At 68.4% G+C, this 23,886-nt stretch carries 22 protein-coding genes; 18 read left to right on the top strand and 4 right to left on the bottom strand.

Annotation, left to right across the window (positions count from 1 at the left end):
• Positions 1 to 2: 2 nt before the first annotated feature.
• Positions 3 to 983 (bottom strand): NAD-dependent epimerase/dehydratase family protein, encoded by a 981-nt coding sequence (locus EH231_RS04630; protein WP_124711981.1) that lies wholly within the window; start codon positions 981 to 983, stop codon positions 3 to 5.
• A 69-nt stretch (positions 984 to 1,052) separates the two neighbouring features.
• On the opposite strand from EH231_RS04630, the gene EH231_RS04635 reads away from it, so the two are divergent.
• The 5 genes from EH231_RS04635 to aroB all read left to right on the top strand — a co-directional run bounded on the left by EH231_RS04635 (position 1,053) and on the right by aroB (position 5,498).
• The gene (locus EH231_RS04635) at positions 1,053 to 1,931 is read left to right on the top strand and encodes an LLM class flavin-dependent oxidoreductase (RefSeq protein ID WP_124711982.1); all 879 of its coding nucleotides are present in this window, start codon (positions 1,053 to 1,055) and stop codon (positions 1,929 to 1,931) included.
• 78 nt (positions 1,932 to 2,009) lie between these two features.
• Complete coding sequence (locus EH231_RS04640; protein WP_124711983.1) at positions 2,010 to 2,435, top strand: prepilin peptidase; 426 nt, start codon at positions 2,010 to 2,012, stop codon at positions 2,433 to 2,435.
• Positions 2,436 to 2,501: 66 nt separating this feature from the next.
• Entirely contained in the window at positions 2,502 to 3,701 is a 1,200-nt protein-coding gene (gene aroC / locus EH231_RS04645; protein WP_124714176.1) for a chorismate synthase, read from the top strand.
• Positions 3,701 to 4,426, top strand: a complete 726-nt coding sequence (locus tag EH231_RS04650; protein ID WP_090425503.1) for a shikimate kinase — start codon at positions 3,701 to 3,703, stop codon at positions 4,424 to 4,426. Before aroC ends, EH231_RS04650 begins: the two co-directional genes overlap by 1 nt.
• A complete protein-coding gene (gene aroB, locus EH231_RS04655; RefSeq protein ID WP_090425504.1) occupies positions 4,419 to 5,498 on the top strand; it encodes a 3-dehydroquinate synthase in 1,080 nt (359 codons plus the stop codon). The genes EH231_RS04650 and aroB overlap by 8 nt, the downstream gene beginning before the upstream one ends.
• 52 nt (positions 5,499 to 5,550) lie before the next feature.
• Here the strand turns inward: aroB and EH231_RS04660 are convergent, their stop codons facing one another.
• The gene (locus EH231_RS04660; protein ID WP_090425505.1) at positions 5,551 to 6,117 is read right to left on the bottom strand and encodes a B-4DMT family transporter; all 567 of its coding nucleotides are present in this window, start codon (positions 6,115 to 6,117) and stop codon (positions 5,551 to 5,553) included.
• Between the two features lie 33 nt (positions 6,118 to 6,150).
• Between EH231_RS04660 and EH231_RS04665 the strand changes: the two genes are divergently transcribed.
• The 4 genes from EH231_RS04665 to EH231_RS04680 all read left to right on the top strand — a co-directional run bounded on the left by EH231_RS04665 (position 6,151) and on the right by EH231_RS04680 (position 10,658).
• Positions 6,151 to 7,236, top strand: a complete 1,086-nt coding sequence (locus EH231_RS04665; RefSeq protein ID WP_124711984.1) for a M24 family metallopeptidase — start codon at positions 6,151 to 6,153, stop codon at positions 7,234 to 7,236.
• 24 nt (positions 7,237 to 7,260) lie between these two features.
• A complete protein-coding gene (gene efp, locus EH231_RS04670; RefSeq protein ID WP_044518154.1) occupies positions 7,261 to 7,824 on the top strand; it encodes an elongation factor P in 564 nt (187 codons plus the stop codon).
• 2 nt (positions 7,825 to 7,826) lie between these two features.
• Positions 7,827 to 8,315 carry a transcription antitermination factor NusB gene (gene nusB / locus EH231_RS04675; protein ID WP_044518156.1) on the top strand — a complete coding sequence of 163 codons (489 nt, stop codon included), beginning with the start codon at positions 7,827 to 7,829 and terminating at the stop codon, positions 8,313 to 8,315.
• A 93-nt stretch (positions 8,316 to 8,408) separates the two neighbouring features.
• A complete protein-coding gene (locus EH231_RS04680) occupies positions 8,409 to 10,658 on the top strand; it encodes a molybdopterin-dependent oxidoreductase (RefSeq protein ID WP_124714177.1) in 2,250 nt (749 codons plus the stop codon).
• 302 nt (positions 10,659 to 10,960) lie between these two features.
• On the opposite strand, the gene EH231_RS04690 is transcribed toward EH231_RS04680, so the two are convergent.
• Complete coding sequence (locus EH231_RS04690) at positions 10,961 to 12,103, bottom strand: DUF222 domain-containing protein (RefSeq protein WP_090425508.1); 1,143 nt, start codon at positions 12,101 to 12,103, stop codon at positions 10,961 to 10,963.
• Between the two features lie 265 nt (positions 12,104 to 12,368).
• On the opposite strand from EH231_RS04690, the gene EH231_RS04695 reads away from it, so the two are divergent.
• From EH231_RS04695 to EH231_RS04735, 9 genes are all read left to right on the top strand, one after another.
• Positions 12,369 to 13,127 carry a GntR family transcriptional regulator gene (locus EH231_RS04695; protein ID WP_170856247.1) on the top strand — a complete coding sequence of 253 codons (759 nt, stop codon included), beginning with the start codon at positions 12,369 to 12,371 and terminating at the stop codon, positions 13,125 to 13,127.
• Positions 13,124 to 13,351 (top strand): 4Fe-4S dicluster domain-containing protein, encoded by a 228-nt coding sequence (locus EH231_RS04700; RefSeq protein WP_044518161.1) that lies wholly within the window; start codon positions 13,124 to 13,126, stop codon positions 13,349 to 13,351. Before EH231_RS04695 ends, EH231_RS04700 begins: the two co-directional genes overlap by 4 nt.
• 10 nt (positions 13,352 to 13,361) lie before the next feature.
• Complete coding sequence (locus tag EH231_RS04705; RefSeq protein WP_090425509.1) at positions 13,362 to 14,792, top strand: ABC transporter substrate-binding protein; 1,431 nt, start codon at positions 13,362 to 13,364, stop codon at positions 14,790 to 14,792.
• The gene (locus tag EH231_RS04710) at positions 14,789 to 15,649 is read left to right on the top strand and encodes an ABC transporter permease (protein WP_090425510.1); all 861 of its coding nucleotides are present in this window, start codon (positions 14,789 to 14,791) and stop codon (positions 15,647 to 15,649) included. The genes EH231_RS04705 and EH231_RS04710 overlap by 4 nt, the downstream gene beginning before the upstream one ends.
• Positions 15,646 to 16,431, top strand: a complete 786-nt coding sequence (locus EH231_RS04715; protein ID WP_090425511.1) for an ABC transporter ATP-binding protein — start codon at positions 15,646 to 15,648, stop codon at positions 16,429 to 16,431. Before EH231_RS04710 ends, EH231_RS04715 begins: the two co-directional genes overlap by 4 nt.
• A gap of 5 nt (positions 16,432 to 16,436) precedes the next feature.
• Entirely contained in the window at positions 16,437 to 19,115 is a 2,679-nt protein-coding gene (locus tag EH231_RS04720) for a fumarate reductase/succinate dehydrogenase flavoprotein subunit (RefSeq protein ID WP_090426234.1), read from the top strand.
• A gap of 64 nt (positions 19,116 to 19,179) precedes the next feature.
• On the top strand, positions 19,180 to 19,674 hold the full coding sequence (locus EH231_RS04725; protein WP_090425512.1) for a DinB family protein: 495 nt from the start codon (positions 19,180 to 19,182) through the stop codon (positions 19,672 to 19,674).
• Between the two features lie 87 nt (positions 19,675 to 19,761).
• The gene (locus tag EH231_RS04730) at positions 19,762 to 22,368 is read left to right on the top strand and encodes a helix-turn-helix transcriptional regulator (protein ID WP_124711985.1); all 2,607 of its coding nucleotides are present in this window, start codon (positions 19,762 to 19,764) and stop codon (positions 22,366 to 22,368) included.
• A gap of 55 nt (positions 22,369 to 22,423) precedes the next feature.
• A complete protein-coding gene (locus EH231_RS04735; RefSeq protein ID WP_090425514.1) occupies positions 22,424 to 22,627 on the top strand; it encodes a hypothetical protein in 204 nt (67 codons plus the stop codon).
• A 7-nt stretch (positions 22,628 to 22,634) separates the two neighbouring features.
• Here EH231_RS04735 and EH231_RS04740 read toward each other — a convergent pair whose 3' ends face one another.
• On the bottom strand, positions 22,635 to 23,849 hold the full coding sequence (locus EH231_RS04740; RefSeq protein ID WP_090425515.1) for an FAD-dependent monooxygenase: 1,215 nt from the start codon (positions 23,847 to 23,849) through the stop codon (positions 22,635 to 22,637).
• Between the last annotated feature and the right edge of the window lie 37 nt (positions 23,850 to 23,886).

Here is a 23,886-nt window from a genome sequence, read left to right on the forward strand (position 1 = left end):
CTTCACGGGGCGAACGTGCCCCGGTGGTAGGAGCTGTAGAGGTATTCCTTGGATCCGACCAGACGCGCCAGCGGGGACTGGACCGTGTTCTCGGTGTCCACCATTTCCGCGATCGCGGCCATGTCGTATCTGGGATGCCAGCCCAGATCGGCACGGGCGCGGGCGTTGTCGTAGACCCGGTCGATGCGGGTGGGAAAGCGCCAACCGCGCCGCGCCCACACCTCGGCCGCCCTGGGCGCCCGTCGGGCGAACACGCCGGCGGCATCGGTCCGCAACTGCGCCAGGTCCTTCGGCAGGAACGGCGTGGTCGCGGAGACGATGTAGCGGCCGAACCCGATCCGGCGGGCGGCGGCGGCGGCCAGCAGGTGCGCGTCGACCGCGTCGTCCAGCGAAACTCGGCGTGTCGCGTATTCATCGGCCTTGACGTTGGAGTCGGTCCGGCCCTCGTGGGCGTCGGGCCTGTCGTCGGTTTCCGGGAAGAACCGGGCCACCCGCAGCACCACGCAGGACAACCCGTGGTTTCGGTGGGCCAGCTGACACAAGTCCTCGGCAGCGGCCTTGGTGACGCCGTACATGTTCTTGGGCACCGGCGCCACCGACTCGTCGATCCAGGCTGCCGGTCTCTCGGCCTCGGGCACCAGGGCATCGCCGAAAACCGTTGTGGAAGAGGACATCACGAAGGCCTGGACGCCGGCTTCCGTGGCCGCCTCCAAGAGTGCCAGCGTCCCGCTGACATTCGTTTCGACAAAAGCCTGCCCTGGCACGAACGCCAACTGCGGCTTGTGCAGCGTCGCGGTGTGCAGCACCACGTCAACGCCTGCCATCGCGGCCCGGACGGCTGCGGGATCGGTGACAGAACCGACCCTGTCGGTCCACGGCGAGGGCCGGATGTCCATGCCCGCCACGTCTTCACCGCGGGCGCGGAGGGTGCGGACGATCGCCTCACCAAGATGGCCGGAACTGCCCGTGACCAGTGTTCGCACCACTCGACCGTGTCATACCGCCGCAAGCGGTTTTCCGGGCAGCATCTGGGCGACCGTAGGGTGGCGACCATGACCCAGTCCGGCCACCGGCCCCGAGTCGGGGTGGTGTTTCGTCCCGACCGCTCACCCGAGACCCTGCCCAGCACCGCAGCTGCCGCACAGCGAGCCGGCATCGACGAACTCTGGTTGTGGGAAGACTGCTTCCTGCAGGGCGGCATCGCGCAGGCGGCGGTCGCACTCGCCGGCAGCGAGACGCTGACCGTCGGCATCGGGGTCCTCCCGGCGCCGTTGCGCAACGTGGTGTCCACGGCGATGGAGATCGCCACCCTGGCCACCATCTATCCGGGCCGCGTCCGGGTCGGAATCGGGCACGGTGTGCAGGCCTGGATGCGCCAGGCCGGGGCCGCGGTGCCGTCCCCGCTCACGCTGCTGCGCGAATACCACGCCGCGCTGCGGCAGTTGCTCTCCGGCCGATCGCTCAGCACCGACGGCCGGTTCGTGCGTCTTGATGGTGTGCAACTGGAATGGGTTCCGCCTCAACCCGTTCCGTTGCTCATCGGCGGTACCGGACCGAAGACCCTGCGGCTCGCCGGCGAGATCGCCGACGGTGTGATCATCGACAGCACCAACACGCCCGCCTCGGCCCGTGCGGCGCTCGGACATGTCGCCGCCGAGCAGGCTCAGCGGGTCAGCGCTCCACCTTTCGCGACGGTGCAGTACCTGGCGTGCGCACCCGGTGCGGACGGGCGTCAGCTCCTCGACGACGTGGCAGTGGAGCGTGGGCTGGACTCCGGCGGCTACGGCGTCAGCGGCACCGTAGAGGAGATCGTCGCGGCGGCGTCCGCATATTCCGCCCAGACGTTGGTGTTCCAACCGATCGGGCCCTCGGTCGACATGGACGGCTTCACCCACACCGTTGGCGAGGTGGCGACCGCTCTGCGGGCGTAGCCCGCCGAAGTGCCAGGGCGGGCGCAGCCCGCAAAAGAGGCGACGAGGGACACGCTCTGCGCGCCTTAGCCTCGATTGATGAGGGTGGGGGTAACCGTCATCGCGTGCGCCTGGCTGCTGGTACTCAGCGGCTACGACATCGCCGAACGCAGGCTGCCGAACTGGCTGACGCTTCCCGGCGCACTGCTGGTTCTGGTGGTGGCGGCCGTGGCGTCCCGCGGCCTCGCCGCACTGGCCGGAGCGACGGCACTGTCGGGTCTGTACCTGGCGGTGCATCTGCTCTCACCGCGGGCCATGGGCGGGGGAGACGTCAAACTCGCCGCCGGGCTGGGGGCGATGACCGGTGCGTTCGGTATCGATGTGTGGCTTCTGGCCGCGCTGGCCGCACCCTTGCTCACCGCGGGCCTCGCATTCGGCGCAGCGGTCCGCGGTATCCGCACCGTGCCGCACGGGCCGTCGATGTGTACGGTCAGTGCCGTCGCGGTCGCCCTGGTGCTGGTATAGCCGACGGCCGGTCGGCTTCAGGCACGGATTTCAGGAGGCAAACCCCGACGTGGGAGAATGACACCCGTGTTGCGTTGGACCACAGCTGGTGAATCCCACGGCCGCGCCCTGGTGGCCATGCTCGAAGGGATGGTTGCCGGCGTGCCCATCACCTCAGAGGAGATCGGGGCACAGCTCAAGCGTCGTCGTCTCGGCTACGGCCGGGGTGCCCGGATGAAGTTCGAACAGGACCAGGTCACCATGCTGGCCGGGGTGCGTCACGGCACCACCCTGGGCGGGCCGATCGCCATCGAGATCGGCAACACCGAATGGCCCAAGTGGGAGACCGTGATGTCTCCGGACCCCGTGGACCCGGCCGAACTCGATGTGGCGCGCAACGCCCCGCTGACCCGTCCGCGCCCGGGCCACGCCGACTACGCCGGCATGCTCAAGTACGGCTTCGACGACGCCCGCCCGGTGCTCGAACGTGCCAGCGCACGCGAGACCGCTGCGCGGGTGGCGGCCGGCACCGTGGCCCGCGCCTTCCTGCGTGCGGCGCTCGGTGTTGAGGTCGTCTCGCACGTCATCTCCATCGGCGCGTCCAAGCCCTACGACGGTCCGCCGCCGCAGTTCTCCGACCTGGACCAGATTGACGCGAGTCCCGTTCGTGCGTTTGACGAAGCCGCTGAGTCGTCGATGATCGCCGAGATCGAGGACGCCAAGAAGGATGGCGACACCCTCGGTGGTGTCGTCGAGGTCGTGGTCGATGGTCTGCCGATCGGGTTGGGCTCGTTCACCAGTGGCGACAACCGCCTCGACAGTCAGCTCGCCGCCGCGGTGATGGGCATCCAGGCGATCAAGGGTGTGGAGATCGGCGACGGCTTCGAGACCGCGCGCCGTCGCGGCAGCGTCGCCCACGACGAGATGTACCCGGGCCCCGACGGGGTCCTGCGCTCGACCAACCGGGCCGGTGGTCTGGAAGGCGGCATGACCAACGGCCAGGCGCTGCGGGTCCGGGCCGCGATGAAGCCGATCTCGACCGTGCCGCGCGCACTGGCCACCGTCGACATGGCGACCGGCGAAGAGGCCGTCGCCATTCACCAGCGGTCCGACGTGTGCGCGGTGCCGGCCGCCGGTGTGGTGGTGGAGACCATGGTCGCCCTGGTGGTGGCCCGGGCCGTGCTGGAGAAGTTCGGTGGGGACTCGCTGGCTGAGACCCGCGCCAACATCGACGCCTACCTGCGGGCCGTCGCCGAGCGCGAGCCCGCGGCGCAGGCCCTGGGCTGATGGCCCCCAAGGCGGTACTGATCGGCCTGCCGGGTTCGGGCAAGTCGACCATCGGCCGCCGGCTGGCCAAGGCGCTGAACCTCACGATGCTCGACACCGACGCCGCGATCGAGGAGACCACCGGCCGCACGATCGCCGACATCTTCGCCACCGACGGCGAGGCGGAGTTCCGCCGCATCGAGGAAGAGGTCATCCGTTCGGCGCTGGCCACCCACGACGGGGTGCTGTCCCTGGGCGGCGGCGCGGTCACCACCGCTGGAGTGCGTTCCGCACTCGCCGGCCACACCGTCGTGTACCTGGAGATCAGCGCGGCCGAGGGGGTGCGCCGCACGGGTGGTTCCACGGTCCGGCCACTGCTGGCCGGGCCCGACCGGGCCGAGAAGTTCCGCGCTCTGATGTCCGAACGGGTGCCGCTCTACCGTCGCGTCGCGACCATGCGGATCAACACCAACCGGCGCAATCCCGGCGCGGTGGTGCGCACCATCGTCACGCGACTGGAAAACCCCCCGGTCCAGAAGCAGCCGCAGAAACCGGCACAGCAGCCGCGGACGGCCAAGCGTCGCCGGCGTCGCCCACCGTGGCGGCGTGGTGCGGCATCCGGATCCTCGTCCGGTTCCGAGGCCAAGGGCGCCAACACCGCGGCTACTTCCTCCAACACAGAATCTGCAGCCATACCCACCCCCGCGGCCCTGGCCGCTCGCAACGCGGAGCGACATGATGACTGACCCGGTAATCGTCGAGGTACTGGTGGACCGGCCCTACCCGGTCATCATCGGAACCGGCCTGCTCGCGGAGCTGGGTAACACGCTCGAAGGCCGTCACAAGGTGGCGATACTGCATCAGCCGGTGTTGACCCAGACGGCCGAAGCTGTTCGGCAACACTTGGCCGACAAGGGAATTGAAGCCCACCGTATCGAGATCCCGGATGCCGAGGCGGGCAAGGAGCTGCCCGTCGTGGGCTTCATCTGGGAAGTCCTGGGGCGCATCGGTATTGGCCGCAAAGACGCGGTGGTCAGCCTGGGCGGGGGAGCGGCGACTGACGTTGCGGGCTTTGCTGCGGCCACCTGGCTGCGCGGTGTCGACATCGTGCACGTGCCGACCACCCTACTGGGCATGGTCGACGCGGCGGTCGGCGGCAAGACCGGGATCAACACCGACGCCGGCAAGAACCTCGTCGGCGCGTTCCACCAGCCGGCCGCGGTACTGGTCGATCTTGCGACGCTGGAAACGTTGCCGCGCAACGAGATCGTCGCCGGGATGGCCGAGATCGTGAAGGCCGGTTTCATCGCCGACCCGGTCATCCTCGATCTGATCGAGGCCGATCCGGAGGCGGCGCTCGATCCCACCGGAGCCGTTCTGCCCGAACTCATCCGCCGCGCGATCGCGGTCAAGGCCGAGGTGGTTGCTGCCGACGAGCGCGAGTCGCAATTGCGCGAGATTCTCAACTACGGCCACACCCTCGCGCACGCCATCGAGCGACGCGAGCGCTACAAGTGGCGCCACGGCGCCGCGGTGTCCGTGGGATTGGTGTTCGCGGCCGAATTGGGCCGGCTGGCCGGGCGGCTCGACGACGAGACCGCCGACCGGCACCGGTCGGTGCTGACCGCACTGGGGCTGCCGGTCAGTTACGACGGCGACGCGCTGCCCCAGCTGATGGACTACATGGCAGGCGACAAGAAGAACCGCTCGGGAGTGCTGCGGTTCGTCGTGCTCGACGGGCTGGCCAAGCCGGGCCGCCTCGAGGGCCCCGACCCGTCGCTCCTCGCTGCCGCATACGCAGAAGTGGCGCGGGCCTGACTGCCCGCGCCACGTGCGCCTGAGTTCTGCTTCGCCCTGGTGGGCGGGCTGGTTACTGCTTGGGTTGCTCGGGGTAGTCGACCGGGGCCTCGGCGTCGGCATTCTCTGACGCGCCGTTGGCCGTCACGGCGGCGAACACGTCGGTGTCTGCGCGTTCGTCGGCTGCCAGGCCGTGGTGGCGCTGGCGCGGCATCGGCGGGGCCTTGCGGTCCACCAGCCAGCGGCCCACGGTCACGCCGCCAACGCCGAGCAGGAACACCAGCAGCGCGGTGAACGCCGCGAATGTGGTGACCTCGTTGAGCAGCGCATCGGTGTAGAGGCTCTTGTAGAACAGCCCGATGAACCACGCCACCGCGCCGCTGACGACGCCGGCGAACAGGCCGGCGATCAGCCAGATCATCGCCATGTCGGCACGACGATCCGGATCCGGATTGGCACGTGCGTCGGCCTGGCCGTCGAACAGGCCCCAGATCAGCACGCCGATCCCGAACAACGTGACCAGCCCCAAGCTGAACCAGGTGGCGTTACCCGGCGAGGCGTTGATCAGTGCTCCTTGCAGTAAGCGCACTATGACCATCGCTGTTGCGAACACCACTCCGCGCAGTAACCACTTGCTCATGGGGGCACACTGTAGCGAGTAGCGTCACAGACCGTGACTATTTCCCAGCGCAGGGACCGGCTGCGGCGTCGGCTGGCCGATTTGGGCCTGGACGCGATGTTGGTAACTGACCTGGTCAACGTGCGTTATCTGTCCGGATTCACGGGTTCCAACGCTGCCCTGTTGGTCCTCGCCGAGCACACCACTCCGGTGCTGGCCACCGATGGGCGCTATCGCACGCAGGCCGCGCAGCAGTCCCCGGACGCCGAGGTGGTCATCGAGCGGGCCTGCGGGTCGCACCTGGCCGGGCGCGCCGCCCGTACCGGCGCCCTGCGGTTGGGTTTCGAGAGCCATGTGGTGACCGTGGATGCCTTTGCGGCCCTGAAGAAGGCGGCCGGCGACACGGTCGAGTGGGTGCGCGCGGCGGGCACCGTGGAGGCGCTGCGCGAGATCAAGGATGCCGGCGAGATCGCGATGCTGAGACTGGCCTGCGAGGCCGCCGATGCGGCGCTCATGGACCTGCTGGAGCGTGGCGGCCTGCGTCCCGGCAGGACCGAGCGCGAGGTACGCAACGAGCTGGAAGCCCTGATGCTCGACCACGGCGCCGACGGGCCGTCCTTCGAGACGATCGTGGCGACGGGCTCGAACTCGGCAATCCCGCACCACCGGCCCACGGAGGCGGTGCTGGCCGCGGGGGATTTCGTCAAGATCGATTTCGGTGCCCTGGTGGAGGGCTATCACTCCGACATGACGCGCACGTTCGTGCTTGGCCCGGCGGCCCAGTGGCAGCTCGACATCTATGACCTGGTGGCCACCGCACAGCAGGCGGGTTGTGACGCGCTGGCCCCTGGAGTTTCGCTGAGTGCGGTGGACGCGGCATCGCGCCAGGTCATCGCCGATGCCGGCTACGGCGACAACTTCGGCCACGGCCTCGGCCACGGTGTCGGACTGCAGATCCACGAAGCGCCGGGAATCAATGCCGCCGCCGCCGGTACACTGCTTGCTGGCTCTGCGGTCACCGTTGAGCCAGGTGTCTACTTGCCCGATCGCGGCGGTGTCCGGATCGAGGACACCCTGGTCGTCGGAGAGGCGGCACCCGACCTGCTTACCCGGTTCCCCAAGGAACTGGCCATTTTGTGACAAAAGCTTAGGAGCTACACCCTCATGGCATCGACTGCCGACTTCAAGAACGGGCTCGTCCTGCAGATCGACGGACAGCTGTGGCAGATCGTCGAATTCCAGCACGTCAAGCCGGGTAAGGGCCCGGCCTTCGTGCGGACGAAGCTGAAGAACGTGGTGTCCGGCAAGGTCGTCGACAAGACCTACAACGCCGGTGTGAAGGTGGAGACCGCCACCGTGGACCGCCGCGACGCCACCTACCTGTACCGCGACGGCAACGACTTCGTCTTCATGGATTCCGAGGACTTCAATCAGCACCCGTTGTCCGAGGCGCTCGTCGGCCGCTTGGCCGACTTCCTGCTCGAGAGCCTGCCGGTGCAGATCGCCTTCCACGAGTCCGCGCCGCTGTACCTGGAACTTCCGGTGTCCGTCGAGCTCGAGGTTTCCCACACCGAGCCCGGCCTGCAGGGTGACCGCTCCAGCGCCGGCACCAAGCCCGCCACCATGGAGACCGGCGCCGAGATCCAGGTGCCGCTGTTCATCAACACCGGTGACAAGCTCAAGGTCGACACCCGCGACGGCAGCTACCTCGGCCGCGTGAATGGCTGACCATGCCTGACCGCCGTGGCGACCGGGGCCGTCACCAGGCCCGCAAGCGCGCCGTGGATCTTCTGTTCGAGGCCGAGGCGCGCGGTCTGACGCCGGAGGCGGTGGCCGATGGCCGTACCGCCCTGGCCGAGGATCAGCCCGACGTCACCCCGCTCAATCCCTACACGGTGTCGGTGGCGCGCGGTGTCACCGAACACGCCGCCCACATCGACGACCTCATCTCGGCGCACCTGCAGGGATGGACGTTGGAGCGGCTGCCCGCCGTGGACCGGGCCATCCTCCGGGTGGCGGTCTGGGAACTGCTGCACGCCGAGGACGTGCCCGAACCCGTCGCCGTGGACGAGGCCGTCGAGCTGGCCAAAGAGCTGTCCACCGATGAGTCGCCCGGGTTCGTCAACGGGGTGCTGGGCCAGGTGATGCTGGTGACCCCGCAGATCCGGGCCGCGGCCGCGGCCGTGCAGGGCGCGGTTCAGGACCGGCCCGAGCAGTAGGTTCGTGTCCCGGAGATCGGGAACACAGGTGCCGATCGGTGCCACGATGTTGTTACGTGTGTGACTACCCGTACCGACATCCGGAGGCCACTGATGGGACACGAGTCGAGAAGCATCGCGGACGTCGGTGCGGACGGCCTGCACCTGCACGCCTGTCCGCTGTGTGAGGCCATGTGCGGCTTGGAGATTCAGGTCGCCGACGGCAAGGTTGCGAGCGTTCGGCCGAACAAGTCCGACCAGTGGAGCGCGGGCCACATCTGCCCCAAGGGCGCGTCGCTGGCCGGGTTGCACGATGACCCCGACCGGATCCGCCGGCCGATGATCAAGCTGGACGGCGAATGGCACGAGGTCGACTGGGACACCGCGTTCCGTCGCTGCACCGAGCTGCTCGCTCCCGTCATCGAGAAGTACGGCATCGGCGCGGTCGCGGCGTATACCGGGAATCCGCTGGCGCACTCGTTCTCGTTGTCCCGCTACTCGGCGATCCTGCTCGGCCTGTCCGGTATGCCGATCACCTACTCGCCGGGCACCATCGACCAGTGGCCGAAGAACCTGTCGTCGCACCTGATGTACGGCAGCTGGTGGGCATTCCCGACGCCGGACATCCAACACACCGACCTGCTGGTGGTGATGGGGGCGAATCCCGCGGCCTCGCAGGGTTCGCTGCTGGCCGCCCCCGACGTGATGGGCATCATCGCCGGTATCCGCAAGCGCGGCAAGGTGATCGTCATCGACCCGGTGCGCACCGCCACCGCTGTCAAGGCCGACGAGTGGCTGCCGATCACGCCCGGTACTGACGCGGCACTGCTGCTCGGGATCGTCCATACCGTGTTCGACGAAGGGCTGGTCAACCTCGGCGAGTTGGAACGCCACCTCGAGGGAGTGTCCACCCTGCAGCAAGCGGTGGCCGACTGGTCACCCGAAAGGGTCTCTGCCACAACAGGTATCGATGCGGAGCGGATTCGTGGACTGGCCCGCGAGCTGGCCGGCACGCCGCGCGCGGTGGTCTACGGCCGGATCGGCACGTGCAATCAGGAGTTCGGCAGCCTGGCCAGCTGGCTGGTGGATGTGGTCAACATCGTCACCGGTCACTTCGACACCCCCGGCGGCGCGATGTTCGCCAGGCCGACGGCCTGGACGATCACGAGCCAGCCGATCCCGGGGCTGGAGGACGGGGCGCCGAATTTCGGCCGCTACCGCACCCGGGTGCGCGGGGCCAAAGAGGTGCTCGGGCAGGTGCCGGTGTCATGCATGCTCGAAGAGATCACCACGCCCGGTGAAGGGCAGCTCAAGGCCCTGATCACCGTCGCGGGCAACCCGGTGCTGTCCACCCCGGGCGGCGACAAGCTCGACGAGGCGCTGCCGCAGCTGGACGCGATGATCTCGGTGGACCTGTGGCTCAACGAGACCACCCGGCACGCCGACGTGATCCTGCCCGGTGCCTCGGCGCTCGAGCAGCCGCACTCGGCCGACCTGCTGCTGGGTGCGGCGATCAACAGCTTCGCCCGGTACTCACCGCCGGTGTTCCACCGCGAGGATCCCGATGCACCGGAGGAATGGGAGATTCTGATCCGGCTCACCGGGCTGTGCACGGGCACCCCGGCCGAGGATGTCGACATCGCCGCGCTCGATGACGGCTGGTTCGACTACCTGTGTTTCACCCAGGGGCTCGACGGCGCCGAGATCCGCAAGCAGTACGACCACGGCGGCCCCGAGCGGATGCTCGATCTGACGCTGCGGACCGCCGCGTTCGGCGACCGGTACGGCGAGAACCCCGACGGTCTGACCCTGGACAAGCTCAAGGCCCACCCGGACGGAATCAACTACGGCCCCATGGTGCCCCGGGTTCCCGAGGTGCTCGGCACCGCCGACCAGAAGATCCGGCTGGCGCCGCAGTATCTGCTCGACGACCTGCCGCGGCTGGCCGAGCGGCTCGATCGGGCTCCCGACGAACTGGTGTTGGTGAGCCGGCGCCATCTGCGGTCCAACAACTCCTGGCTGCACAACGTCGGTGCGTTGATGAAGGGGCGCGACCGGTGCACCCTGCTGATGCACAGTCAGGATGCGGCGGCCCGGAGGATCGCAGATGGCGACATCGCGGAAGTGGCGTCGGCCGGCGGCAAGATTGTTGTCCCGGTCGAGGTGACCGACGCGATCAAGCCCGGAGTGGTGTCGATGCCGCACGGCTGGGGCCACGGTCAGCCCGGGACGCGGCTCGGCGTCGCGAACGCGTCGCCCGGGGTCAACACCAACATCCTGTCGCTGCCCGATTTCCTCGACGAGCCGTCCGGCAACGGAGCGCTCAACGGCATCCCCGTCACGGTCAGCGCGACGACGAGCTAGCGGTGGTCCCGTCAACCGCTTGGTTCCGGGGGAACCAGTAGTTCCGCGGGGTGGAAGTGGTGGTTGAGGGTGTCTTGCCCGGCGTTCATCAGGGGTGGCGGATGCCAGTGGACACGTCCGGTGTCTGGATCGATGCTGGTGGTCCAGCCGAGTCCGACGAGGCGGTTGTCGGGGCCGCAGCCCAGGGCGAGGTCGGGGGCGTCGGTGTGGCCGCCGTGTTGCCAGTCGGCTCTGGCGTGGTGGACTTCGCAGCGATCGGCGGCTGCGGTGCATCCGGGGCGGGTGCAGCCGCGGTCGCGGTTTTAGAGCAGGAGTCGTTGGGCTTTGGTGGCCAACCGTTTGGTGCGGGCCAGGTACAGCGGTTCGGCGGTGTGGCGTTTGTAGACGGTGAGGTAGTGAAAGCTGTGTGATGCCAACCGGATCAGGTCGTTCATCGGCATCCGGATGCCCGCGCCGGTGACGGCGATCCCGGCGCCGGCTTCCAGTTCGGCCAGGGTGGTGGACACGACCACGGTGACCGGCAGGCCACCGTGTTGGCCGAGCCGTTTGGACATCAGCACTTCGCGTAGTGCCACTTTGAGTGCGTCGTGGTTGCGCTGGGCGACGGTGCGGGTGTCACGGTTGGCGGCGGCGTGCTGGTCTTGGCGGGCTTGAGCGGTGTCCTGTTCTGCCTCAGCGTCATCGAGCGGATTGGGCGAGGAGTCGTGGATCGGTTCGGGATCATCGGGATTGTTGATGCCCGGTGCACCCCACACGCCAGTGACGGTGGTCAGGTACGCCGCTGTCTCGGGGTCCAGCCAGCCTTGGACGTGCACCAGTCCGTCGGCGTCCTGTGTGCCGATCCGCAGCCCACGCAGGTGGGCCGCGACATCGGGTGAGTCGCCGTCCTGGTTGAGCAGATACAGCAGTTTGTCCGCAGCGGCTTTGAGCGTTTCAGGAGTGTCGCGGGTCGCCGCGGCCACCAGGTCCGATTCGATCTGGACGAGTTCAGCCGTGCTGACGTACTTTTTCGCCTCCACCAGAGTGTCGCGGATGATCGCGATGTGTTCGGTGTTGATGGTCCCTGACAGCAGCGCCTCGGCGCATGCGGGAAGTAGCGGCTCCAACACCTCACCGCCGATGGCATACCGCGGCCCCAGCTCGGCGGCTGCGGTCACGCGGCGTGAGGCCTCCTTGCCGCTGATCCGCATCCGGGTGGCCAGCACATCCTTCCAGGACTTGCCGCCGATCTCGTGCGGGATGGCCTGCGCCATCAGGGCGGCTTGGATCCGGTGATCGATCATCGCCTCGGTGCGGGCCTGCTGTTCGCGCTGGGACTGCAGTGCCAGCAATTCCGCGGTGCTCAACGCGGTGAAGTCGACATCGAGCAGCGCGGAGGTCGTCGCGCGGTGACCGGCCAGCGCCGCGTGCACCTCATCCCGGTTCTGTGCCAACCCGATCACCATGATTCGAACACTAGTTCGATACTCTGACAGGAATCACCAGGTTGGGACTGGCGAGACCAAAGTGGCCAAAGTTTTTCGGCCCGGCGCAATGAGTTTCGATCACCGCGATTTGTAAATTCTTGCCGGGATCGAGGTGGCGTAATGCCGGTCGGCAAGGCGGTTTCGCCAGGTACGGATCCTGGGTCGGCGGCGCAATCAGTTAACCTGCGTCGACGGCGTATCCGCCGCACTGCAGGTGCCTCCGACAGGCCCTTACCTTGAGTGCGTGTCTTCCCAGCCCGAAGCCCATCCCGTATCGCTGCCGAGTCGCCGTGCGCGTGCCGACCAGGCCCGTCAGGTCGCCGACGTGCTGCGCCACCAGATCCACGAGGGCACGTACGACCGGGCGCTGCCGGCCGAGGCGGAACTGGCCGCCGAATTCTTCGTCTCCCGCAACACCGTCCGTGAAGCCCTGGCCGTCCTCAAGTCCGAGGGCCTGATCGACCGCGGCACCAAGGTGGGCACCCATGTGGCGGGCCGCAAGTACGACCATGGCCTCGACGCGTTGGTGGGGCTGAAGGAGACCTTCAAGGACTACGGCGACGTCCGCAACGAAGTCCGTGCCGTGCAGCGACTCTCGGCCCCGCCCGCGGTGGCCCGCAAGCTGGCGCTGGAGCCCGGCGCCCAGGTGGTCTTCATCGAGCGCCTGCGCTACCTCGCCGATCTGCCGCTGTCGCTGGATCTGACCTACCTGGCGCCCGAGATCGGCGAGCAGGTGATCGGCCACGCGCTGGAGGACAACGACATCTTCGCGCTCATCGAACGGGTCAGTGGGCATCGCCTGGGCGGGGCGAGTCTTGCGCTGGAAGCGGTTTCGGCTGACCCGCACACCGCCGTGACGCTGCAGGTGCCGGCTGGATCAGCCCTGCTGATGGCCGAGCGGCTCACGAGTCTGGACGACGGCACGCCCGTCGACCTGGAGTACATCAGGATGCGTGGTGATCGAATCACCATGCGCGGCAACCTCAATAGGAGAGACGCATGACGCTGGTCAACCAACGCGCCGATGTCCCGGTGACCATCGACGAGTCCCTGTGTATCGAGGGCTGCACGTTGTGCGTGGACGTGTGTCCGCTTGATTCGCTGGCCATCAACCCCGACAACGGCAAGGCCTTCATGCACGTCGACGAGTGCTGGTACTGCGGGCCGTGCGCGGCCCGCTGTCCCACCGGCGCCGTCACCGTCAACATGCCCTATCTCATCCGTTAGAGGACCCGAAGTGAAAACAGCCCTGATCGCCCTCACCGCCGGTCTCACGCTCGCGACCGCCGGCTGCTCCCTGGACTCGGCGACGAAATCGGCCGACACGGTCGACGTCGTCGTCGGCTACCAGTCCAAGACCATCAACACCGTCACCGCCGGCACCCTGCTGCGTGCCCAGGGGTACCTGGAACGCCGGCTGGCCGACATCACCACCCGCACCGGCACCAAGTACAACGTGACGTGGCAGGACTACGACACCGGCGCCCCGATCACCGCGCAGATGGTGGCCGAGAAGATCGACATCGGCTCGATGGGTGACTATCCGATGCTCATCAACGGGTCCAAGACCCAGGCCAACGAACGCGCCAAGACCGAGATCGTCTCGGTCACCGGGTACAACCCGAAGGGTGCGCTGAACATGGTTGTGGTGGCGCCGGATTCGCCGGCCAAGTCGTTGACCGACCTGGCAGGCAAGAAGGTCTCGGCCAGTGTCGGATCGGCCGGCCACGGCATGCTGGTGCAAGCCCTCGGCAAGACCGGGATCGACGCCAAGACCGGTGTGGAGGTGCTCAACCAGCAGCCGCAGGTCGGTGCATCGTCGCTGGAATCCGGTCAGGTCCAGGCGCTTTCGCAGTTCGTCGCCTGGCCGGGTCTGTTGGTTCACCAGGGCAAGGCCAAGCTGCTCTACGACGGTGCCGAACTGAACTACCCGACCCTGCACGGTGTCGTGGTGCGCCGGGCGTATGCGGCCGATCACCCGGAGGTGCTCGACGCGTTCCTGCAGGCGCAACTCGACGCCACCGACTTCCTCAACGCCAAGCCGCTGGAGGCGGCCCGCCTGGTGGCCGAGGGCAGCGGGCTGCCACAGGAGGTCGTGTACCTGTACAACGGGCCGGGCGGCACCTCGTTCGACACCACCCTCAAGCCGTCGCTGGTCGATGCGCTCAAAGGTGATGTGCCCTACCTGAAGTCGATCGACAACTTCGCCGATCTCGACGTGGCCGGTTTCGTACAGGACGGACCGCTGCGGGCGGTGTACTCCGCACGCGGTCAGGACTACGACAAGGCATTGAACTCGAACGCCAACCCGTCGGCGTTGAGCGGCACCGACCCGGTGTGCCACACCGCCGTCGACAATCCCGCCACGGCCGGCGAACTGTGGCTCGACGGATCGGACACCACCACCGCGGCCGCGACGCCGGTCTGCCTGCTCAAGGCGATCCGGCAGGCAGAAGGCGAGGGCAAGAAGGTCCGCGCCGCCTACGTCTCCGACGCCGAGCTGGGCACCCGGTGGTTCGCCGACAAGGCGGTGTGGGTGCGCCTTCCCGCACCGGGTGCCGAGGGGTACCTGCCGTTCGGAACCCAGGCCGGTGCCGAGCGCTATACCGCCGCGCATCCCGGCGCGGCGATCGTCGACTATCGGCAAGCCCTGGCAGGTGCGGTGTGACCACCACCGATACTCCGCCCGTCGCGGTCGGTGACCCTCCGGCCCCGCCGGAATCGCAGCATTCCCGGCGCGCGCCCTCGGTCTGGCCGCATCGCCTGGTGCGGCTGGCATCGGTGGTCGGCGCGGTCGTCCTCTGGCAGCTGCTGACCGCCAACGACGTGCGCCTGGGCCTGCGGTTCGACACCCTGCCAACCGTCACCGAAATCACTGCGGCCCTGGTGAACCGGCTGGGCACACCCGAATACTGGCTGGATCTCGGCCAGTCGCTGATCCGGATCCTCACCGGGTTCGGGATCGCCGCGGTGGTCGGCGTGATCACCGGAATTCTGCTCGGGCGCACCGCCTGGTTCGCCGACATCTTCGGTCCGCTCACCGAGTTGGCCCGGCCGATACCGGCGATCGCCATGGTGCCCGTGGCCATCCTGCTGTTCCCCAGCGATGAAGCGGGAATCGTGTTCATCACGTTCCTGGCCGCCTACTTCCCGATCATGGTCAGCGTGCGGCACGCGGTGCGTGCCCTGCCGACCATCTGGGAGGACTCGGTACGCACTCTCGGTGGCGGTCGCCTCGACGTGCTGCGCCAGGTGGTGCTGCCGGGCATCCTGCCCGGACTGTTCGGCGGGCTCTCGGTCGGCATGGGGGTGGCCTGGATCTGTGTGATCTCGGCCGAGATGATCTCGGGCCGCCTCGGTGTGGGTTACCGCACCTGGCAGGCGTACACGGTGCTGAACTACCCCGACGTGTTCGTCGGCATCATCACGATCGGCGTGCTCGGTTTCGTGACTGCCGCGGCGGTCGAGTTGATCGGCCGCCGGGCCACCCGCTGGCTGCCGCGTGGTGAGGAGAGCACGCGATGAGCCCCACCGACACCGCCACGCGGACGGCCACCGGCATGAGACTGGAACTCGATCGAATCCGGTTGTCCTACACCGGTGCCCCGGTGATCGACGACCTGAGCCTCACCGTCGAGCCCGGCGAGATCCTCGTGCTCACCGGTCCGTCGGGCTGCGGCAAGTCCACGGTGTTACGCGCGTTGACCGGACTGTTGCGGCCTGACGGAGGCCGGGTACTGGCCGACGGCGATCCGGTCACCACCACCTCACGGGACCGCGGCATGGTGTTCCAGGACAGCGCGCTGCTGCCGTGGCGCACGGTGCGGTCCAACATCGAACTGGCCCTGCAGCTCCGCGGCGAGCCGCGCAATGGACGCAGTGGCGAGTCCAAGGCGGCACGCCGGGACCGGGCCGACCGCTGGATCGCCGAGGTCGGCCTGACCGGGTTCGCCGACTTCCTGCCGAAGAACCTGTCCGGCGGTATGCGGCAGCGGGTTCAACTCGCACGCGGCCTGGCCGGCGCACCGCGCGCGGTCATGATGGACGAGCCGTTCGCGGCCCTGGACACCCAGACCCGGGCGGCCATGCAGCGGTTGCTGATCGACACCTGGCAGGCCCATCCGACGACGATCGTGTTCGTCACGCACGACGTCGACGAGGCGCTCACGCTCGGTGACCGCGTCGCGGTGCTCGGTCGTGCCGGGCAGCCGTTGCGCGCCCTGATCGAGGTGGCCCAGCCCCGAACCGACCATCCCGAACGATCCGCGCTGCGCGCCGAGATCATTGCCGCCCTGGAGCAACCGTGACCGAATTGACCGAGATTCCCGATGTCGATGACGCGATTCGCATCGACTGCGACGTACTGGTGATCGGCGGTGGCACCGCGGGCACCATGGCGGCGTTGACCGCCGCCGAGAACGGCGCCCAGGTTCTGCTGCTGGAGAAGGCCCACGTTCGGCATTCGGGTGCGCTGGCCATGGGTATGGACGGCGTCAACAACGCAGTCATCCCGGGAAAGGCCGAGCCCGAGGACTACGTCGCCGAGATCACCCGGGCCAACGACGGAATCGTCAACCAGCGCACCGTCTATCAGACCGCGACCCGTGGATTCGCCATGGTGCAGCGGCTGGAACGGTACGGAGTCAAATTCGAGAAGGACGAGCACGGTGAGTACGCCGTGCGGCGCGTGCACCGATCGGGCTCCTATGTGCTGCCGATGCCCGAGGGCAAGGACGTCAAGAAGGCGCTGTACCGGGTGCTGCGCCAGCGCTCGATGCGCGAGAAGATCCGCATCGAGAACCGGCTCATGCCAGTGCGTGTGCTCACCGAATCGGGCAGGGCCGTGGGTGCGGCGGCATTCAACACCCGCACAGGAGAATTCGTCACGGTGGCCGCCAAGGCCGTGATCCTGTCCACCGGGGCGTGCGGCCGCCTCGGGCTGCCCGCATCGGGCTATCTGTACGGCACCTACGAGAACCCCACCAACGCCGGTGACGGATACGCCATGGCCTACCACGCCGGCGCCGAACTGTCGGGAATCGAGTGCTTCCAGGTCAATCCGCTGATCAAGGACTACAACGGGCCCGCATGTGCCTACGTGGCCAACCCCTTCGGCGGCTATCAGGTCAATGCGCTGGGGGAGCGGTTCGTCGACTCCGACTACTGGTCGGGTCAGATGATGGCCGAGGTCAAGGAGGAGATCGAATCTGCCCGCGGGCCGATCTACCTCAAAGTCAGCCATCTGCCCGATGAAACGCTGACCACGCTGGAGAACATTCTGCACACCACGGAGCGACCCACCCGCGGAACGTTCCACGCCAATCGCGGGCACGACTACCGCACCCACGACATCGAGATGCATATCTCCGAGATCGGTTTGTGCTCAGGGCATTCCGCGTCCGGCGTGTGGGTCGACGAGCATGCCCGCACCACGGTGCCCGGGCTGTACGCGGCCGGGGACCTGGCGTGTGTACCGCACAACTACATGATCGGGGCCTTCGTCTACGGCGATCTCGCCGGCGAGCACGCGGCCTCGACACTGTCGGAAGTGTCTGCGCCCGAGGGTCTTCCGTCCGATCAGGTGGCCCAGGCCCACGAGCTCATCTACCGCCCGCTTCGGCAACCGGACGGTCCGCCGCAGCCGCAGGTCGAGTTCAAGCTGCGGCGGTTCGTCAACGACTATGTGGCACCACCGAAGACCGCCACCAAATTGTCGATTGCAGTGCAGACCTTCGAGCGCATGACGACCGAGGTCGAGGGTATCGGCGCGCGCACCCCCCACGAACTGATGCGCGCTGCCGAGGTGTCCTTCATTCGGGACTGCGCGGAGATGGCGGCCCGATCCTCGCTGACCCGGACGGAATCCCGCTGGGGTCTGTACCACGAGCGGGCCGACCTGCCGGAGCGCGACGACGCGCAGTGGCGCTACCACCTCAACCTCTACAAGGACGCCGACGGCGCCATGAAGTTCGTGAAGCGGCCGGTGGCACCGTACTTCGTCGCGGTGCCCGAGCTGGACCATCTGACTTCCCACGATCCGGTGACGGCCGTCGAGCAGCCCGATCTGCACGCCGGCCGGGCGCCCGCAGCCGAACGCTCCAGGGTCCGTCCCACCGGATCCGCGCAACCGCCGTCACCGCGTATCGCCGCGGTCCTGGCGTTGGAGGAGCCCTCGCTGGAGGATCTGAGTACCTACCTGACCGATCCGGATGCGGGCGTGCGCCGCACCGCGGTCGCCACCCTCGTCGAGCATCTGCCCGACGGGTACCAGCCCGCGCTGGTGTCCGCGCTGGCCGATGACGACGCCGAAGTACGGCGCGAAACTGCCGATTCGGTACGGGAACTCGTCGAGGTGCTGCCCGACCCGGGCGCCTTCGCCGACCGGCTGGAGTCCGCGGACCCGGTGGTCCGTGCGGTCACGGTGTACCTGCTGAGTTCCCGGCGCGTCGGCAATGGCCAGGCCTACCGGGTCGCGTCGACCGATGCCGATCACCGGGTACGGATCGAGGCGGTGCGGGCGCTGGTGTCGGTCGACGACCACACCGGGGTGGCGGCCGCCACCACCGACGAGAACCGGGAAGTGCGGATCGCCGCGGTGGGCGGACTCGCGACCCTGCGTGCCGGTGCCGATGCGGTGCGCGTGGCCCTGGACGACCCCGATCCGCTCGTCCGGGCGGCGGCCCTGGCCTCACTCGGCGCGGTCGGCTGCACCGACGAAGACGTGGTGAGCGTCGAGAAGGCGTTCACCGAGTCGGCCTGGCAGATCCGCCAGGGCGCGGCCCGGGCGTTGGCCGGAGCGTTACCGGAGGTGGCGGTTCCCACCCTGTCTCGAGCGTTGGACGACCAGCATCTCGATGTCCGCAAGGCCGCGGTGCTGAGCCTGAGCCGGTGGGCGAGCTCGGAGTCGATCGCCCGGCAGGCCCTCACCGTGGCGCTGGACGACACCGACGCCGACGTGCGCGCCTATGCGCGTCAGGCGCTGACTGGTTGAGCGGCACCTTGCCCGGACAGCAAGATCCGTGCCGTAGCGCGCCATCGCGCTGATACTGGGCAGGGTGCACACAAGCCAGCAGCGCAGGCGGGACAACCCGCCGCCGCGCACCGCGAACAGCGAAGCCGAGGTCTTGCGGGGATTTCTCGATTACCTCCGCACGTCGATCGCCGCGAAGGTCGAGGACGCGCCTGAACCGATGGCGCGGACGTTTTCGGTGCCGTCGGGCACCACGCTGCTTGGCCTGCTGAATCACCTGACCTACGTCGAACGGTGGATTTTTCTCGGGGACGACGTCTCCGACTGGCAGGCGACGTTCACTGTCGAACCGTCGGACAGCATTGCCGATGTGGTGGCCGGCTACCGGAATGCCGTCGAGCGCGCCAACGAGGTGCTCGACGCCTGCACCGATCTCGCGGCACCGCTACCGCGTTCGCGGCCGGGGCGGTCCGCGGCCAGCGTCCGCTGGTCCCTCACCCACATGATCGAAGAGACCGGCCGCCACGCAGGTCACGCCGACATTCTGCGTGAACTGATCGACGGCACGACGGGTCGGTGACCACGCTGAGCTCGACCCGGGTTTCTTACAGCATCGAAGTTCGTCGTTAACGCTGCTAACGACCGGGCCTGGGCCTAGTGTCGATGCGTGCGACTCGCCTGGCCGCTGACGGGGCGGTTGGAGGAGGCCCGGCTGATCGACGCCGCGCTGGCCTCCGCCGAACTGTCCGGGATCGTGATCTATGGAACTGCCGGGGTGGGCAAAAGCCGTATCGCCCGTGAAGCGCTCTCCACAGCGGGCAGCAACGGTCACGAAACCCGCTGGGCGGTGGGCACATCAGCTGCCCGGGCACTGCCGCTGGGGACGTTCGCACGATGGGTAGGAACCTCGGACGCCGACAGCGTGGCGCTGGTCGGCAGGGTGATCGACGGCCTGACCGCGGTATCGAACGGCCGGCCGGTGCTGGTGTGTGTCGATGACGCGCACCTGCTCGACGGGTTGTCGGGTTTCGTGTTGCAGCAGATCGTGCAGCGCGGCGCCGCCAAGCTCCTGCTGACCGTGCGCACCGGTTCGCCGGTACCTGCCGAGGTGCTGACGGCGTGTGACCGTGGCCGGTTCGAGCGGTTGGACCTTCAGCCGCTGTCCCGGGACGAGTCGACTCAGTTGCTGACCGCCGCGCTCGGCGGGCCGCTCGATCACGAAGCAGCGCAGCGGCTGTGGCGGCTGACCCGCGGCAACGTGCTCTATCTGCGCAATATCGTCGAGCAGGAAGTCGCCCAGGGGCGGCTCGCCTGCCAGGAGGGCACCTGGCGGTGGACCGGGGATCCGGTGATGCCGCCCGGGCTGGTCGAACTGATCGAGACGAGGATCGGCGCCCTACCGCCGGCGGTGAGCGAGGTCGTCGATGTCCTGGCGGTGGCCGAGCCGATCCAGCTGGACCGGCTGACCGCGATCACCGATGCCGATTCGGTGGCCGCTGCCGAGACACGCGGGTTGATCACGATCGATGCCACCGACCACGAGGTCCGCGTAGCTCACCCGCTCTACGCCGAGGTGCGACGCAACCGGGTGCCGGGTTCTCGCTTGCGCCGGTTGCGGGGGCTGGTGGCCACCGCGCTGGGTGACCGGGATGACCGTGACGCCATGAGGGTGGTGGTACGACGGGCCACGCTGATGCTCGACTCGGACCTGCCGCTCGATCCCGAGTTGTTGACCCGGGCGGCACAGGGCGCGGTGTGGCTGTCCGATCTGGCCCTGGCCGACCGGTTGGCCCACGGGGCGATCGAGGCCGGCGCCGATGCAGAGGCGAAATTCATTCGCGCGCATGCCTTGTCGTGGCTCAGCCGAGGTGAGGAATCGGATGCGGTGCTCGACGCCATCGAGCTCGGCGACCTCACCGACGACGGGCGGGCCCGGTTGGCCTTCCTGCGTGCGTCGAACATGTTGTGGTCGCTCGCCGATCCGGCAGGCGCCAAGCGGCACGTCGACGATGCTGCGGCGCACATCCCTACCGCTGCCCGTGCCTGCATTGACGCGTTCTACACGGTGTACTGGGCCGCGATGGGTGATCCGGAGCGGGCCAGGGCTGCGTCCAGCGGCCTGGATCTGGACGCTCTGCCCGCCATCGTGGGTGCGGTGACCGCGTGGGCCGTGGCCGCGTCGTGCGGCGATGCCGGCCGCGTCGACGAGGCCGTCACTGCCGCTCACGCCGGTTACCGCATCACGGACGGCTCCTTCGATGCCGCGCACACGCGGTTCGTCATCGCCGACGCGCACATCGGTGCGCTGCTGCTGGCCGGGAGGATCCGTGAGGCGCGCGAGGAAGCGGAGCAGTTGAGCCGGCACGCCGCGAACCTGCCCGGAGCGGCCCAGCTGTTCGGCGTCGCGCTGACAGGCCGTGCTGCCTCGGGGGCCGGCCAGCTCGGCCTCGTGGCCGAACTGCTGGATCCGGTGGTCGAGATGATGCGGGCCGCGGGGGAGACCAACGGGTTCGGCTACCGATTCCACCTGCCCCGGGCCACGGCACTGGCCATCCGGGGTCTGGCTGACGACAGCACCCTGACTGAACTCGACGAACGCCGTCATGCCAGCTGGCGCTACCTCGCCTATGAACACACCCTGGTGCGGGCCTGGGTGGCTGCGACCCAGGGCGCGGTGTCGGAAGCCATTGCCATCGCACTCGATGCCGCCGATACCGCCGGAGCGCAGGGACAAATGGCGGGCGAGGCGTTGTGCCTGCAGACCGCGGCGCAATTCGGCGACGCTTCCCGCGCGGACCGGCTCGACGAGTTGACCGGGCTGGTCGAGGGGCCGCGAGTCGGTGCCGCCGCCGCCATGTGCCGCGCGCTTGCCCACGACGACGGTGACGGGTTGGCAAAGGTATCAATCGAATTCGAGGAACTCGGGGACCTGGTGGCCGGGGCTGACGCCGCCGGACTCGCGGCGGTGGCGTACCGGCGCAGGGACATGCGTGGCTCGGCGATGGCGTCCGCGGCGCGGGCCAGGGCACTGGCCGACACCTGCGGCGGTATGGCCACTCCGGCGTTGCTCGCCGCCGCCGAGCGTCTGCCCTTGACCGACAGGGAGCGGGAGATCGCCATGCTGATCGGTGCGGGCCTGTCCAGCCGGGCGATTGCCGACCGGCTGCGGCTGTCGGTGCGCACCGTCGAGGGGCACATCTACCGCGCGATGGCGAAAACCGGAGTGTCCACCCGGGCTGAACTGATCGCGCTGCTACCCCGACGGCACCGCTGATTCGAGTATTGGGTTACTCGCTTCGGATCGGCTGATCCGTCGCATCCTGGATCGCATGGCCGACGAGGGCGACACACGCGAACAGGCGCTACGTCAGCTGCCGTTGCCGTACTCACTGGCACTGCGGCTGCGCGACGCCGGGGTTGCGCGCGACGTCGTCTGTGAGTACCTCAGTATCGAGGAGTCCGCGCTCGACGGCCTCTACCGGATCGCCGAGGCCAAACTGGCCGCGGTGTCGGCGGCCAAGGCCGGCGCATAGCGCTGCCTCAGCCTGCAGGCAACGGGTAGTCCGGGAGGTCGACCGCGTCGGCAGTGGTGAACCATTTGCGCTCGGCGAACCCACGGAACGGCCGGCGCTGCATCCACTTCATCACCTGAGCGGTCACCGCGACATCGCTGGACGACTTGGGGAGGTAGCCGTCAATACCCTGTGGCAGGGCCTGGCACCGGTCGATGTAAGGCCGCATCACCGCCTCGTACCGCATCAGTGCGTCCGGGATCTGCTCGGCATCAAAGGACTCGGCCGCACCGAGTTCGCCGGCCAGGACGTGGGCGCCGACCAGCGCCAGGCTGGTACCCATGCCGGACAGCGGTGAGGCGCAGTAGCCGGCATCGCCGACCAGCGTCACCCGGCCGTTCGAGAGGGTTGGCATGTGGACCTGTAGAAAGGCGTCGAAGTAGAAGTCGCCGGCCTCCGCCGCCGCGGCCAGTAACGCCTCGCAATGCCAGCCGGCGCCCGCGAAATATGTTGCCAGCAGGGCTCTTTGCTCGTCGGGATCGCGGCGGTCGAACGACAGGGGCCCGGACCGAAAGGCCAAGCCGGCCTTGCACAGGGCCGGCTCGTGGGCCGGGCGCATCGACGCGTTGCGTCCGGGCTCCTGATACATCAGGTACCACGCGTCGAGCCCGGCGGTGTCCGGGGCGGTGAACCAGGCGTTGTAGCCGCCGAGCAGTTTGACGAATTGCTCCTCGGGACCAAACGCGAGCCGCCGAACCGCGGAGTGCGGCCCGTCGGCGCCGACCACCAGATCCGCGGTCACCGCAGTACCGTCGCTCAACGTCGCCTCGACGACACGTCCCGTCTGGCGCAGCGCGGTGATGCGGGTGCCGAACCGGTATTCGGTGCGCGCCCTTGTGTGTTCGTAGAGCGCGTCCACCAGATCACCACGCAGGATCTCCAGTTTCGACACCACGCCGTTGCCGTGAAACGCCGTCACCGGCATCTCTGCCCGACGGGTGCCGTCGGCGCGGACCCACGCGATTCCCTTCTGATCGATCAACCGGCGCTGCAGTTCGTCCGTCAGTCCCATCCGGCTCACCACGTCGCGACCGGCGCCCCGCAGGTCGACAGTCTGTCCACCCGGCCGGATTCCGGGTGCGGATTCCACAACGGTCACCCGGTACCCGTAGTTGGTCAACCAATGCGCCAGCGCGGGTCCGGCGATCCCGGCGCCGCTGACAAGAACGGTGGGCTGCGTCATGGGGCACAGCGTATGCGCGGCGGCTGTGACCGAGTCG

It is taken from the genome of Mycolicibacterium nivoides, assembly GCF_003855255.1.
Classification (GTDB): domain Bacteria; phylum Actinomycetota; class Actinomycetes; order Mycobacteriales; family Mycobacteriaceae; genus Mycobacterium; species Mycobacterium nivoides.